Below are 14,686 nucleotides of genomic sequence, written 5' to 3'. Positions count from 1 at the left end.
GGCTGCTGCTCCCTGGTCAGGACGTGGCGGACGGCGTGGACTTGGCCTTCTTCGTGACCTTGGCGGCCCGTGCCGGCCGGCCCGCCTTGACGCGGGCGGCGACGCGTTGGAGGACGAAGACGAGGACGAGGATCAGGAACATGGCCCAGGCGATCGTCGCGGCCCGGCCCATCTGGTAGTTCTTCCAGCCCTCTTCGTAGAGGAGCAGCCCCAGCGTCTGGTACTGGTTGTCGGCGCCTCCGCTGATCCCGTTCGGTCCCTGCCCGAAGATCAGCGGCTCACCGAAGAGTTGGGTCGCGCCGATCGTGGAGAGCACGATGGTGAAGATGATCGTGGCGCTGATGCCGGGGATGGTGACCTTGCGGAACTGCTGCCAGCGTGACGCCCCGTCGATGGCGGCGGCCTCGTACAGGTCCCTCGGTATCGCCTGCATCGCCGCGAGGTAGAGCAGGGCGTTGTAGCCGGTCCAGCGCCAGATGACGATGGCGGAGATGGCGAACTGGGCGGGCCATTTCTGGTTCTCCCAGTCGACGTTCTCGATCCCGAAGAAGCTCAGGCCCCAGTTGATCATGCCGAAGTCGCGCTCGAAGAGCATGGTGAAGACGAGTGCGGCGGCGGCGATGGAGGTGGCGTACGGGGTGAGGACGGCGACCCGGAAGAACGTGGAGCCACGGAGCCGGTAGTTGAGGAGATGGGCGAGGACCAGCGCCATCAGCAGCTGCGGGACCGTGGAGATGACACCGATGGTGAAGGTGTTGGTCAGCGCGTTCCAGAACCGCTCGTCGTCGATGAGTTCGGTGAAGTTGGCGAGTCCTCGCCACTCCATCATGTCCATGGTGGACAGCTCGACGCGGTGCAGCGAGATCCAGAAGGTGTAGATGAGCGGGTAGAGGCCGAAGGCCCCGAAGATCAGGAAGAACGGGGCGATGAAGGCATACGGCACCGCTCGTACATCCAGCCGGTGCAGGATGTTGCGTCGCGACTGGCCGGCGGCTGCGTCGCGGCCGGCGCCGCCCTTCCCGGTGGAGCCGTCCGGTGTCGGGGGCGGCTGCCCGTCGGAGCGGGCTGCCGGGGTGGAGGTGGCCACGCGGGGCGTCCTTCCTTGAGGTCCGTGGTTTGTCAATGTGTGGAGTGGTGAAGTGCTGGGGGTGTCCCGGCGGCCGGGCCGGTCAGGTGACACCGGCCGCCGGGACCTGTCCCCCGCGGACTCAGCGCGTGAGCTTCTTGATGCGCTCGTCCGTCGTCTTCCACGCCACGTCCGGGCTCTTGCCCTGTCCCTCGATCAGCTGGAGGCCCGCCGAGAAGGTGTCCTTGATCGTGCCGTCCTTGCGTCCGAGGATCTGCTCGTCCGGGATCTCCTTGGCCGCGTCACCGAAGATCTGGCCGATCGGGGCGTCGCTGAAGTACTCGGACTTGCCGTTGGCGACCTCGGGTATGTCCAGCGCCGTCTTGGACGACGGGAAGTTGCCGAGCTTCTCGAAGATGACGGCCTGCTGCTCGGGCGCGGTCAGCCACGCGACGAGATCGGCGGCCTCCTTCTTCACCGGGCTGTTGTCCATCACCCCGAGGAACGCGCCGCCCCAGTTGGCGCCCTTGGGCGCCCTGGCGACGTCCCACTTGCCCTGGTTCGCCGGGCCGGCCTTCTCGCTGATGTGCGCGAGCATCCAGGCGGGACAGACCGCCGTGGCGAACGTGCCGTTGGCCAGTCCCGGGTCCCAGCCGGGCTGGAACTGCCTCAGCTTGGCGGTCAGTCCGGACTCGGCGGCGTCGGCGGCCAGCTTCCAGGCGTCCTTGACCACGGGGTTGTCGTTGTAGATGAGTTCGCCGTCCTTGTCATAGAACTGCTTCTCATCGCCGTAGATCATCGCGTTGAACAGGCCGCTGGAGCTGTCCATGAAGGCGACCTTGTCCTTCTTGTTGCCCTCCTTGAAGTCCCGGCCGACGTCGACGTACTTGGCCCAGTCGCCCGCCCACAGCTTCTCCACCTCGGCGCGCTCGGTCGGCAGACCGGCCTGCTCGAACAGGTCCTTGCGGTAGCAGACCGCCATGGGACCGATGTCCGTGCCCAGTCCGAGCAGCTTGCCGTCGTCGGTGGTGACCTGGCTCGACTTCCACGGCAGGAAGTGGTCGAGGCCGGGCGTCTTGGACAGGTCGGCGAACTTGTCCGACCGGGTGTCGACCAGCTCCTTGGCCCGGCCTATCTCTATGCCCTGGATGTCCTTGAGGCCGCTGCCGGCGGCCAGATGGGTCTGGAGCGCCGTGTAGTACGTCTGCTCGTCGCCGGCCACGTCGGCCTCGATGAGAATGTCGGGATTCTCCTCCATGTACCGGTCGAGGAGACCCGACTCCTTGAACCCCATGACACCGAACAGCCCCATGCTGATGACGGTCTTGCCGTCCTTCGTCTTCGCCTCGCCCGTGTCACCGCCGCCTCCGCAGCCGGCGACGAGCACGAGGGACAGACCGGCCGCCGCGACCGCGGCGAGGGTCGGAAAACGCTTCGGGGAACGGTGCGGCAACCGGTTCGGGGAACGGTGCGGGAAGCGGGACGGGAGAGCGGAGAGGGTGGATCCGAAGCGATGACGGGCGGTGCCCATGTGCTTCCTCCTTGCGGGGCGCTCGACGCGCCGAAAGTGACTCACTGAACACACCGGACGCGGGCCCGGCATCCGGTGAACGGGAGAATGGGAGCGCTCCCAGTCGGTTGTGGAAGACTCTGCGGAGAACGTCGCACCGTGTCAAGAGTTGAAGACGTTTCCGTTGCCCGGAGATGTCCGGCGCCGACCGGCGCGCAGCGGTACGTCGCGGGTCATGTGCCCTGCGCAGGCGGAACAGGGCCGCCCTCCGGGGCAGAAGTCAGGAGAAGCGATGAGCAGCCGTAAACACCAAGGTCAGCGGCCAACTCTTGAAGCCGTCGCCGAGCTGGCGGGGGTGGGACGCGGGACGGTCTCGCGGGTCGTCAACGGGGCGCCGGGCGTCAGCGCGAAGGCCCGCGCCGCAGTCGAGACGGCCATCACGAAGCTGAATTACATACCCAACCCGGCGGCGCGCAGTCTCGTCACGAGCCGGACGGACTGCGTCGCGCTGGTGATCCCCGAGTCCGAGAGCCGGCTGGCGGCGGAGCCGTACTTCTCCGCCGTGATCCGTGGGGTGAGTACGGAACTGGCCGACACCGAGATGCAGTTGCTGCTTATCCTGGTGCGCGACCGGCGCGAGCTCGACCGGCTGACACGCTTCGCCGCGGCACGCCGGGTGGACGGCGTCCTGCTGGTGTCGATCCACGACGACGACCCGCTGCCGGGCCTGCTCGAAGAGATGCGCATGCCGACGGTCCTGGCGGGCCGGCGCTCGCCCGACGAGTCGTTGAGCCATGTCCACTCCGACAACGTCGGCGGTGCCGCGACGGCCGTACGGCACCTGATCGACGCCGGACGCACGACGATCGCGACGATCACCGGCCCGCTGGACATGGACGTCGGCAACAGCAGGCTCCGGGGCTGGCGCGAGGCACTGACCGAGCGGGGCAGGGCGCCGGACGAACGGCTCGTCGCGGTCTCGGACTTCACCGAGGAGGGCGGGCGTACGGCGATGAGCGACCTCCTCGACCGCTCCCCCGGGATCGACGCCGTGTTCGCCGCTTCGGACGTCATGGCGGTGGGCGCGCTGACCGAACTGCGCGAACGGGGGCGCCGGGTGCCCGACGACGTGGCGGTGATCGGCTTCGACGACTCGGTCATCGCCCGGCACACGACACCGGCGCTGACCAGCGTGCGGCAGCCCATCGAGGCGATCGGCCGCTCGATCACCAGACTGCTCCTGGAGGAGATCGCCGAGCCCTCGACGGCCCACCAACAGCTCCTGCTGCCGACGACGTTGGTGGTGCGGGACTCGGCGTGAGGGCGGACCGGTTCGTGGCGGCCTCGGCGGCGCTCCCGGCCTGAACGACCACCGGGCGGTGGTGAGTCGGCCGCGTCACGCGGGGCTTCCGCCAAGGCCTCCACGGCCGCCGTCTCCCGCCGCGTCCGGGACCAGCACGACCTTTCCCGTCACCGTCCCGGACTCGGCGAGTGCCATCGCTTCGGCGGCCCGCGACAGCGGTACGCGCGCCGCCACCTGCGGGGTAATCGCCCCGTCGGCGAGCAGGGTCAGCACCTCGGTGAGATCGGCCCGGAGCCGGGACCGGAAGGCGTCGGCCCGGCGCTTGCCCGCCCAGATGTTGAAGAAGTGGGCGTGCCTGCCGTTGGGCAGCGCGTTCCAGAGCTGGAGCCGGCCGACGACCTTCAGGACGGGCCACTTGGACGAGCCTTGGACATCGCGGGTGGAGGCCGTGCCGTACGAGACGAGTGTGCCGCCGGGGGCGAGGAGCCCGAACGACGTGACGACGCCCTCGCCGCCGATGTGGTCGAAGACCGCGTCGACCCCGTCCGGGGCGATCTTCCGGACCTCGGCAGCGAGGTCGTGCGTGCGGTAGTCGATGGGGACGGCGCCCAGTCCCCGGACGGCTTCCTGGTGCCGGAGCGAGGCCGTGCCGATGACGCGGGCGCCCGCGCGGCGGGCGAGCTGGACGAGGGTGGATCCGACGCCGCCGTTCGCCCCCAGTACGAGTACGGTCTGGCCCGCCCGCACACGGGCGACGCGGTGCAGCATCTGCGTCGCGGTGATGCCGTTCACCACCAGGGTCTCCGCCTCGGCCGGGTCGACTCCTGCGGGCACCTCGACCAGGTCGGCCGCCGGTACGAGCACATGGCTGGCCCAACCGCCGGTCTTGGTGAGCACGGCGAACCGGCGTCCGACGAGAGCGGCGTCCCCGCCGGGCCCGACCGACGCGACGGTGCCCACCACGTCGTAACCGGGAGTGAAGGGGAACGGCGGCTGGTCGAAGTACTTCCCGCGCCGCATCTGCTGCTCGGCGAAGGAGACGCCGGTGGCCTCCATCACCAGGAGGACCTGACCGGGCCCCGCGGTGGGGACGGGCCGCTGCCGGACCTGGAGTCCGGCCGGTTCGACGACGCCGGGGAGGACGACCTCGGTCATCACTGCCCGGTCACTGGCCTGGCGCAGTTCGTTCATGACACTCAACCCCTTTGATCGTCACGCTTGAGTTAGAGCCTATAACTGAAGTGTCAGGGCATCGCATCAAGCTGTCAAGCGGAGCCGGGGGCGGACGGAGGACGGGGCGGAACCGGGCGGGGCGGGACGCGCGTCCGTAGAGGAATCCGCATGATCAATCACCCCCTCGGAGGACCGCGCGCATGCCCCGGACAGCCATCCGCCACCTCTATCTGGCGCGGCACGGTGAGGCCTCGGCCGACGAGAGCGACCTGACCGAGAAGGGCCGCCGGCAGGCCGTACTGCTCGGCGAGCGGCTACGGGGCGGTCCGCTCTCGGCGATCCATCACGGACCGCTCCCGAGGGCGGAGCGGACGGCCCGGCTGATCCGGGACCAACTGGGCGACGCCCCTTGCGAGTTGATGCCGTCGGAGCCCGCCGGCGACTACATCCCGTACATGCCGCGGGAGCGGGAACTGCCCGCGGACTCCGCCGATGCCATGCTCAGGCGCCTGGCGGAATTCCCTGCCGAAGACCGCCTGCGTGGACCGGAGTTGGCACGGGCCGCCCTCGCGCGGTTCACCGGGCCCGTGGAGGGTGACGAGCCGCGCCACGAGCTGGTCGTGACCCACAACTTCCTCATCGGCTGGCTGGTCCGCGACGCCCTGGACGCCCCGCCCTGGCGGTGGATGGGCCTCAACCACTGCAACGCGGCTCTGACCGTCATCCGCTACGCACCGGACCGGCCGTCGTCCGTGCTGCTCTACAACGACATGGGTCATATGCCCGCCGAACTCCGCTGGACGGGCTTCCCCGCCGAATCGCGCGTCTGATCAGCGAATCAGCGGACAGCCGGGCCCACCCCCGATCTCAGAGCAGCACTCCGACGTGCTTCAGCACGTCGTCCGCCAGCTCTGCCGTCGGCCGCTCGCCGTCCAGGAGGATGGTCCCGTCGGGCATGTTGTCCGCGGCGGCCACGCAGCGCGCGACCCGGTCCTTGGCCCACCGCGAGCCGTCGACGTCACCCTCCGGGGCGCCCATCGCGACCGCCCGGGCATCGAGCCGGCGCTCCAGAACGTCCGCCGGGACCTTGAGAAAGAAGTGATGGACGGTCACGTCGGCCGCCGCCAGGGCGCCGAACACCTCGCTCACGTAGAGCGGGTCGACCAGCGTCATCGGCACCAGGATCGGCCGCTCGTACTCCTCCAGCAAACCCAGGGCCAGCGAGACCAGTTGGCGGCGCCACAGACGCAGATCCTGGAAGTCGCCGGTCGGGACGTCCACGATCTCCCACAGGACCGTGCCGACCCGCTCGGGGTCGAACAGCAGGGCATCGGGCCGGCGGTTGTGCAATTCGGCCGCCAGTGTCGTCTTGCCGGCGCCGAAAGAGCCGTTGACCCAGACGATCATGTTGTTCTCTCCTCTTGGGTGGCCGTTCGCGTGGCCGTTCGCGCAGCTGCTTCCATGGCCGTGATCCGGTCGAGCACGGCAGTGTAGACGGACCGTTTGTCGGGTCGCGCGTGGTCCGCCGCGTGCCGGAGTGCGGGAACGGCTTGTCGGGCCATGCGCGCGAGGCCGTCCACCGCCGCTCCGCGAACAGCCGGGTGGGGGTGGTCGAGCAGGCCGGTGATCGCCGGGACGGCGGGCTCCCACGCCGCGTGGGTGAGGGTCCGGACGGCCGAACGCACCACGTCCGGCTGCGCGTCGCCCAGGAGTGTCGACGTGTGACGCAGATAGGTCTCCCGGTCGAACAGCGCCCGCGAGGTCCGGTGGGCGTGGAGCCGGACGGCGGGCCGGGGATGGTGCAGCAACTCGTCGATGAGCGCGTGCAGTTCAGGGTCGTCGGGAGGCTCGGCAGTGGCGGACGCGCGTGGGGGCGGTGTGCTCCGCCCGGGATGTTCCTCGGTGAGACGGGTGAGCGCCCGGCGGATCTGATCGGGGCTGCCGGTTCGGGCCAGCCGCAGCAGTTCCTGCCGGGACGGCCCGTCGGTGGCCTCCCCCGGCGCTGTCGACCGCGCTCGATCGTGGGCGTCCTGTCGCACGGCGCCGGGGTCGCGCAGCGGCCCGTCGACCAGGCGGAGACTGTCTGCGAGGCTGTCCCGGCCCTCGGCGAGCAGCCGGCGGCGGATCTCCGTGAGCGCGGGCGTGCGGAGCAGCGTACGACCGGCGAGCAGGTCGAGGAATCCCCACGCTCCCGCCTCGATCCGGTCGCGGAGGATGACGGCGAGCGTATCCGCCGGTACGGCGTTCAGGACTGGACGGACGGCTTCCGGAGCCCGCTGCCACCACTCCAGGAGCCGCGGCACGAGCGGTTGAAGCGCGGACGGGTCGAGCCGTACGGCCAGGCGGGCCAGCCGCTCGTACCGGATCTCGGCGCCGTCCCGCTGCGCGTCCGCCAATGCGGCGAGCAGACCGGGCGGGTCGGCGCCGGCCGGGACGCCGACGTCGACACGGCCGTGGAGATACGCGCGCAGTACCGCCGAACGGACGTCGGGATCGGGCCACTTGATCAGCGCGACGGCCGCGGTGCGGCGCCGGTCGGGGTCGGGTGCGTCGAGCATGTCCAGCAGCCGCGTGCGCAGGGCCGCCGAACGCGGCTGATCCAGATCGTCGGCGCGTACCGTCCGGTTCGGTGTCCGTACGGTCGCCGCATCGTCGGCGGCGGACTCGCCGAGTGTCCAGGGCGGCGCGTCCAAGGGCTGGAGCGCCGTCATCCAGTCGAGGAGAACGGATCGGGTCGCGGGGTCGGCGGCGGGGTACGCGTCGGTCAACGCGGCCAGCTGGCCACGGGAGTTGGGCCTGGTCTCGCCCGGCTGGAGCTCCTGGGCGCGGCGGAACTTCTCGGCTTCGGACGATCCCCTTACGGCGGCGGCCAGTTGGACCCGCCAGGCCCGCGTATCGGCCGGGAGTGCCGTATCCGTGATTCCGAACGCCTCGCGGAGCACGGCGGCTTCGGCCTGTGCGGCCTGTGCGGCGGTCGATCGTTCGTTGGCCGCCGCTTCGAGCGCCTGCTCCAGGTCGGCGCGCGTGAGGACCGCACCGCAGTGGCGCAGCAGGGGCAGTGTCGGGGCGGGTGCGGTGCCGGGCAGCGCGCGTACGGCGTCGGCCACGGCCCGCTTCTCCACCGTCGGCAGTGTGGGCGCCACCTCTTCGAGCACGGACACGAGGTCCTGTCCGCCGTCGTCCCAAGTCGGCGCTTCCGTCAGGCACATGAGCAGAAGCGGGGTGAAGCGCGCGTAGGTCCGCCGCTCGGCGTCGGACAGCGGGGTCGGGCACAGCCTGAGTGCTGTCCGCACCAACCGCGTCCGCGTGTCGGACATCGAACCCGGTGTCCCGTCTCCCGTCGAGTTCCGCGTCGAGTCGGCCAGGGCGAGCCAGTCCGCGAGCGTCGGCCGCAGCCTGTGCGGCCGGTGGCGTGCGGGCAGTTCCCCGCGCCGGGCGATCCGCAGCGCGATCGCGGGCCGCCAGCCGCCGGACTCCAGCGCGGCGATGTCGGAGCGGTGGTCGAGCGCCGCGCTGTCCGGCGGTCGCTCCTCGACGCACTCGCCCAGCAACCGGCGGGCGCGCGGTTCGTCCGTCCGGTCGACGGCGGCGCGCAGTGTCGCCTCGTAGGCGTCACCGAGGATGGCCCGCAGCGCGTCGGCGAGCGCGGTCCTGAACCCCGGATTGTCGTGCCGCCCGAGCCAGTTGAGGAGCTGGGGCACCGCCGCAGGGGTACCGGCGTGGACCAGTACTCCGGCCGCGGTCTTCTTGATGTTCATGTTCGGGTGGTCGAGACAGGCGGCGATCGCGCCCGCCGCCCACCGTGCCCGTGCGTGGCCGAGGGCGAGGAGCGCCTGCCGTACGGTCCGGATGTCGTCGGCGGTGGTCAGGGTGATGAGGCTCGCCGAGAGCGCCTGCGCGTCGGCGCCGTCGGAGTCCCGCGCCAGCAGCGCGATCACGTGTTTACGCAGGTGGGGGTTGCGGTGGCGGAGCATCCGGTGCGCGCGCGGCCGGATGTGCGGGTACGGGATCCGGGTGAGCAGTTCGAGGAGGATCACCCGCTCGCCGTCGGTCGGTTCGGGGCGGTCGAGGAGGTCGAGGACCATGGTCGCGGCGAGTGCGTTGCCCGCCGCTTCCGCGTCCGCTGCGTCGAGCAGGCAGAGCGGCCGGATCCTGCGCCGTGCGTGGAGGCGGCGGCCGAGGTCGCGTACGGCTTCGAGGACTTCCCCGGGGACGACGGGCTCACCGGGCGGCCGCTGACCGGTGCCCGGCGCGTCCGACTGCCGGGACGGCGGCCGTTCGGTCAACATGCGTTCCGCCAGGGCGAGGTCGGCGACGACACGCAGGAGGAGGTCGGCGATGACCGGGAGCGTGCCCGCGCCGCCGTGGGCGGCCAGTCCGCACAGCGCGGCCACCGGCTCGTCCCGGTTGGCGCGAGCGCCGAGCAGAGCGAGTTCGCCCTCGTCGGGGCCACCGAGATCGGCGGCGATCCGTGCGGGAAGTTCGGCGGGGTCGAGACGTACGAGGAGGGCGCGACGGTCCGCCGCGTCCTCGGTGAGCTGCCAGAGCAGTTCCAGTGCCCGGTGCCGTACGGCGCGCAGGTGCGGTGCGACGGTCCCCGGCGGAAGGTGCGGCGCGATGACGCTCTCGCCGTCGGCCGCGGCGAGACCGAGCCCGTCCCGCAGCGCCGATACGGTCCGCCGTCCCCCGATGGCCTCCAGCGTGCGGAGGACGGTCGAGGGCTCGGTCGCCAGGCGTGCCAGTACAGCCTCTTCGGCGGCCGTGTACCGCAGGGCGCGCAACGCGTCGAGGAACGGCCGGGGAGACGAAGTCGCCGTGAGCGTACGGGTGATGACGTCGCCGACCGGAAGATCGCCCGTGCCACCCGTGCCGCCCTGTCCCGCCAGCGCGACCAGCAGGGCGAGCCTGCGCGGCCAGCTCGGATCGTCGGCCGGGGCGTCGATCAGCAGCCGGAACATGTCCTGTCGGCAGGTGAACAGGATCGTCGCGATCTCGCACGGGGCGATGGCGTGGTCGGCCAGCGCGAGTGCGACGACGGAGGGGACGTCGGGGCCGGTCACGAAGTGGCCGCGCCGGTGGAGCCCGCGCAGACAGGCCACGGCCGGCTCGCCGAACAGCAGCGGGTCGCGCGCGGCCACGGCGGTCAGCTCGCGGATGTCGTCGCGTGTGGCGAGCGAACCGAGCAGTTCCAGCGCGCGGCGTCGCAGCCGGGGTGGCAGGTCCGGGTCGTCGACGACCTGTCGCAGCACGCCGCTGTGGCCGTGCCGGGCGAGAGCCGTAAGCGCGGCTTCGGCCACTTCGGGCCGTACGGTCGCTTCGGCGGCGGTCAGGAACCCGGACAGACGGCGCGGTGGCATGGGCTCCAACGTCGCCCAGGGTTCGGAGAGTTCGACCAGCGCGGCAACGACGGTCGCGGACCCGACGGCGCGTTCGGCGCCGAGGCCGAGCAGCCGCACCAGGTGGGCGCGGACGAGCGCGACGGCGAGCACTCCGGCGTGCAGCCCTTCCCGGGCCAGCCTCAACGACTCCCCTACCAGCACCTGGTCGCCGCTGTCCAACAGCTCCGCCACAAGCTGGCGCGGCCGGCGGGCGGTCGCGACACCTGTGTCGCGTACGGCCTGGTAGAGCGGTTCGCTCGCGGGCTCCCGGCGTACGACCGTCGGATCGTTGGCGATCTCGGCGCGCAGCCAGGCGATCCGTACGCGTACGGGGAGCCCGGCCGTACGCCACGGCGGGACACGGCCGGCGAGGGCGTACGGCTTCGGAACGTGCGGTCCGAGCCGTGCGTACAGCTCGGCCAGGACGAGCGCGTCCTCCGCCGACCAGGCAGCGGGGCCGGCCGCCGACATCGCAGTGGGCAGCAGAGCGGCGAGTCGCTCGTACGCGTCGGCGGAGCCGCCGAGGTCGGCGGCCCGCTCAGCGAGGGACACCAGCGCCGACGACCGTACGCACGCGTCCTCGTGCCGCAGAAGGCGCTCGAAGTCGCCCGGCGGGCAGCCCGTCGGATCCGCCGGCCCGGCCGGCCGACGGACGTCGGCCCGCCGGAACGCGTCCTCGAATTCTTCGTCCCCCGGCGTCATGACGGTCGATACTAGGTGCGGCTTCGACGGCCCCACCAGCGGAATTCGACGGCCAGGGGCGATCAGGAGGGCGGCAGGGCATGAGAGTGGCCATGACGAGCGTCCCGGCGCGGACCGGCCGCACGAACGAGGACTTCACCGGCGCCGTCCCCACGGCAGCGGTGCTGATCGACGGCGCAGGCATTCCCGGCACCGAATCGATCTGCCGACACGGCGTGGCCTGGTACGCCGGGCATCTCGGCGGCAGCCTCCTCGGTCTCTTGTCGGGGAACGCGGACCGCGGCCTTTCGGCGCTGCTCGCCGAGGCGATCGAGCGGGTGACGGACGAGCACAGGGACACCTGCGATGTCGCCTCCACCATCAGTCCGTCGGCGATGGTCGCCGTCCTGCGTGTGTCGGACGGCCTCGTCGAGTACCTGGTGCTCGGCGACACGGTCATCGTCCTCGACAGGCCGGACGGTGCGCCGCTCGTCGTGTCCGACCCCCGGGAGACGATCGTCTGCCGGCCGTACCGGTCCGCGCTCGAGGCGATCCCCGAGGGAAGCGACGAGTACCGCCGAGTCCTCCAGGACCTCCGCTCCCACAGGAACCGGCCGGGCGGCTTCTGGGTGGCCAAGGACGACCCCCGGGCGGCGGACGAGGCAATCACCGGAAGCTGCCCGGTCTCCGAGGTGACCTGCGCCGCCCTGCTCAGCAATGGGGCGAGTCGCCTCGCGGACGTGTTCGGGCTCGCCGACTGGCCGGAGATCATGACGGTGCTGGCATCGAACGGACCCACCGAAATCATCGACCGGGTCCGCCGGGCGGAGACCCGCCAAGCGGTCCCGCCGGACGACGCGACGATCACGTACTGCACCGACCTCGGCAAGTCGTGAGCCGGCAGAGCGCCTACGCCCCGGCCGCCAGGCTTCCGACCGTGGCCGCGAGGGCGTTCCACGACTGCTGGGCGTCGGGGGTCTGGGCGTGCGGGGCGCGGAGCAAGGTGAGGAATTCGGCGATGTCGTTCAGGGCCCAGCGGAGGCGGTAGAGCGCCAGGGCCGACGGGTCCGGCTTACGGCCGGTCGACTCCTCGTACCGTGCGAGGTCGTCCGGGCCGTCAGCGACCAGCCAGAGGTCGCGTTCGGGGACCGCGAGGCCCACGGTGTCCCAGTCGAGGAGCAGTCGCCGCTCCCCCGCGCCGAGCAGATTGCCGGGGTGCGGTTCGCCGTGGGTGATGACGAGTGAGGCGCTCGCGGACTTCAACTCCGCGGCCCGCCGGTCGAATTCGTCGAGCCGGTGGCGCAGCGCGGCGGCGTGGTCCGCGAGCAGGTGCCTCGCCGGCTCGGCGTAAGGGCCGAAGCCGTCCCAGGGGTTGGCCAACTCCCCCAGCGCACAGTCCAGTTGGGGGCGGGTCGCGAACTCGGGCGGGAATGCGCGGGCCGAGGACGGCGGGGCCGTGCGGTGCAGTCTGGAGAGCAGGTCCACGACCAGGCCGCGGTCGTGCGGGGTGAGGGTGTCACCGAAGTGGCCCGCCGTGCCGTCCATGAGCGGGAACACGCTGACCGCGTGCCCGGCTCCCAGCCCGCGTACGCTCTCGCCTTCGGCGGTGCGGACCGGCGCGACGACGAAGTCCAGGTGGCCGTTCGGCGCCGTGTCACGCAGAGCCACGGCGGTGTCCATGGCGTCCCGCAGTCCGCGGAAGGCGGCCTCGGTCCCGTCCCCGTACCAACTCTTGTGGGTCAGGTCGGCCACGGTCACGAACCATCGGCGGTCACGCGTGTCGGTGGCGGTCCAGTGGTAGTCGCCGAAGCCGACGGGGGCGTACTGCCAGGTGACGGGGTCGATCCCCCATGCCCGCAGGGCGTCGCGCACATCGGAGTCCTGGATACCGGCGGGTCGCTCTTCCATGCCGGTGAACGTAGTCGGCCACCGCCGTACCCGCACATCGTTAAACGGGTGGAGGGCGGGGAGCGGGGCTGGTAGTTTGCCGATCATGAGCAGCCCCGAGTCCGACAGACTCAGGCCACTGGTCGCCGGTGGCTGATCCGTTGTCGAGTTGACGCCGTACGACCTCGCCGGTCGTGGGTGAGCGCTCGGTAAGCGCTGTTGCCGCCGGTCCACCGTCGTGTGGGCCGCTCCCGACACACTTCGTGTCTCCTGATCCGTTCGAGCCGTCCGGCTGTCCGGCTCTCCGCCCGTGAACTCACCGGGCGAGCCCGGCAGTTGGCCGCCTCGACGGATCTCCGCCGTGTCGCCGCGCGCCGTGACGAACCGTCATGACGTCCGGGGTACGGCCCACCTCCCCCTCAGCGCCACCCCACGGTTCCGTCAACTCCCGCTGCCTTCAATGGGGTTCCTTCATGCCATTCGCTGTGTACGTGCTCGGGCTCGCCGTCTTCGCCCAGGGCACCTCCGAATTCATGCTGTCCGGGCTCGTCTCGGGCATCGCCGCCGATCTGCACGTGTCCATCCCCGCCGCCGGGCTCCTGACCTCGGCGTTCGCCGTGGGGATGGTGATCGGCGCGCCACTGATGGCGCTCTTCAGTCGTAAGTGGCCACGCCGCCGCGCACTGTTGATCTTCCTGACCGCCTTCGTGGCCGCGCACATCGTGGGCGCTCTCACGCCCAGTTACGAGGTCCTGCTCGCGACCCGGATCGTCGGGGCGCTGGCGAACGCCGGATTCTGGGCGGTCGCCCTGGTCGCCGCGATCGCGATGGTCGAACCGGCCGCGCGGGCGCGCGCCACATCCGTCGTGGTCGGCGGCGTCACCGTGGCCTGTGTGGTGGGCGTACCCGCCGGGGCGCTGCTGGGCGAGCATCTGGGGTGGCGAGCCGCGTTCTGGGCGGTGGCGGTCGTGTCGCTGCCGGCCCTCGTGGCGATCGTGACGTCGGTCCCGGACGAGCGCTCCACCACCTCGGGCGCGGACGCTCTCGAAGCGTCCCAGGCGTCCGAAGGCCCTTCGGTACGCGAGGAGTTGCGCTCGCTCACCGCCCGACGCGTGCTGCTCACCCTGCTCACGATGGCACTCGTCCAGGGCTCCACGTTCTGCGCCTTCTCCTACCTCGAGCCGCTGGCCACCCGTGTCACCGGACTCGGCGCCGGATGGGTGCCCGCCCTGCTGGCCCTGTTCGGGGTGGGGTCGCTCATCGGCGTCACCCTTTCGGGCCGCGTCGCCGACGCGCGGCGGAGCACGCTCGTCGTGGCCGGTATGGCGTCTCTGGCGCTCGGCTGGATCGCGTTGGCACTGAGCGCGGTGAGTCCGGTGGCCACGATCGCGCTCGTCTTCGTCCAGGGCATGCTCGCGTTCGGCACGGGCTCGGCGATGATCTCCCAGGTGTTCCAACTCGCCCCAGGGGCACCGACCTTGGCCGGTTCGTTCGCGACGGCCGCCTTCAACATCGGCGCCGCTGCGGGCCCATGGCTCGGCGGACTCACCATCGACGCGGGCCTCGGCTTCCGGTCACCGGTGTGGGTGAGCGCGGCGCTGATGGCTCTCGCCCTGACCACGGCCGCCGTCACCCGGCTCGCTTGCCCGGTTTCGCTCACGAAAGCTACAGTCGTAATGAAAAGCTAG

Annotated in this window: 10 protein-coding genes; 4 read left to right on the top strand and 6 right to left on the bottom strand. The window is 71.3% G+C overall.

Features of this window, described 5'->3' with window-relative positions; all coding sequences use genetic code 11:
- Positions 1-16 precede the first annotated feature (16 nt).
- Positions 17-1,087, bottom strand: a complete 1,071-nt coding sequence (locus ACFWHU_RS25030) for a carbohydrate ABC transporter permease (RefSeq protein WP_385800339.1) — start codon at positions 1,085-1,087, stop codon at positions 17-19.
- 121 nt (positions 1,088-1,208) lie between these two features.
- Positions 1,209-2,597, bottom strand: coding sequence for an ABC transporter substrate-binding protein (locus ACFWHU_RS25025; protein ID WP_385800340.1), 1,389 nt, complete (start codon positions 2,595-2,597; stop codon positions 1,209-1,211).
- A 271-nt stretch (positions 2,598-2,868) separates the two neighbouring features.
- On the opposite strand from ACFWHU_RS25025, the gene ACFWHU_RS25020 reads away from it, so the two are divergent.
- Positions 2,869-3,897 (top strand): LacI family DNA-binding transcriptional regulator, encoded by a 1,029-nt coding sequence (locus ACFWHU_RS25020; protein ID WP_387227323.1) that lies wholly within the window; start codon positions 2,869-2,871, stop codon positions 3,895-3,897.
- Positions 3,898-3,972: 75 nt separating this feature from the next.
- On the opposite strand, the gene ACFWHU_RS25015 is transcribed toward ACFWHU_RS25020, so the two are convergent.
- Positions 3,973-5,070, bottom strand: coding sequence for a medium chain dehydrogenase/reductase family protein (locus tag ACFWHU_RS25015; protein WP_387227321.1), 1,098 nt, complete (start codon positions 5,068-5,070; stop codon positions 3,973-3,975).
- Positions 5,071-5,252: 182 nt separating this feature from the next.
- On the opposite strand from ACFWHU_RS25015, the gene ACFWHU_RS25010 reads away from it, so the two are divergent.
- Positions 5,253-5,882 carry a histidine phosphatase family protein gene (locus ACFWHU_RS25010; protein ID WP_387227319.1) on the top strand — a complete coding sequence of 210 codons (630 nt, stop codon included), beginning with the start codon at positions 5,253-5,255 and terminating at the stop codon, positions 5,880-5,882.
- 37 nt (positions 5,883-5,919) lie between these two features.
- On the opposite strand, the gene ACFWHU_RS25005 is transcribed toward ACFWHU_RS25010, so the two are convergent.
- Together ACFWHU_RS25005 and ACFWHU_RS25000 are read right to left on the bottom strand one after the other, a co-directional pair.
- Entirely contained in the window at positions 5,920-6,459 is a 540-nt protein-coding gene (locus tag ACFWHU_RS25005; RefSeq protein ID WP_387227317.1) for an AAA family ATPase, read from the bottom strand.
- On the bottom strand, positions 6,456-11,132 hold the full coding sequence (locus ACFWHU_RS25000; protein WP_387227315.1) for a HEAT repeat domain-containing protein: 4,677 nt from the start codon (positions 11,130-11,132) through the stop codon (positions 6,456-6,458). The genes ACFWHU_RS25005 and ACFWHU_RS25000 overlap by 4 nt, the downstream gene beginning before the upstream one ends.
- Before the next feature lie 92 nt (positions 11,133-11,224).
- On the opposite strand from ACFWHU_RS25000, the gene ACFWHU_RS24995 reads away from it, so the two are divergent.
- Positions 11,225-12,007, top strand: coding sequence for an integrase (locus ACFWHU_RS24995; RefSeq protein ID WP_387227313.1), 783 nt, complete (start codon positions 11,225-11,227; stop codon positions 12,005-12,007).
- 13 nt (positions 12,008-12,020) lie between these two features.
- Here the strand turns inward: ACFWHU_RS24995 and ACFWHU_RS24990 are convergent, their stop codons facing one another.
- Positions 12,021-13,019 (bottom strand): phosphotransferase, encoded by a 999-nt coding sequence (locus tag ACFWHU_RS24990; RefSeq protein ID WP_387227311.1) that lies wholly within the window; start codon positions 13,017-13,019, stop codon positions 12,021-12,023.
- A gap of 452 nt (positions 13,020-13,471) precedes the next feature.
- On the opposite strand from ACFWHU_RS24990, the gene ACFWHU_RS24985 reads away from it, so the two are divergent.
- Complete coding sequence (locus ACFWHU_RS24985; RefSeq protein ID WP_387227310.1) at positions 13,472-14,686, top strand: Cmx/CmrA family chloramphenicol efflux MFS transporter; 1,215 nt, start codon at positions 13,472-13,474, stop codon at positions 14,684-14,686.

The organism is Streptomyces sp. NPDC060366 (assembly GCF_042725135.1).
Classification (GTDB): Bacteria; Actinomycetota; Actinomycetes; order Streptomycetales; family Streptomycetaceae; genus Streptomyces.
The sequence above is the reverse complement of the archived record's forward strand: the minus strand, read 5'-3'. Positions and strand labels throughout refer to the sequence as shown.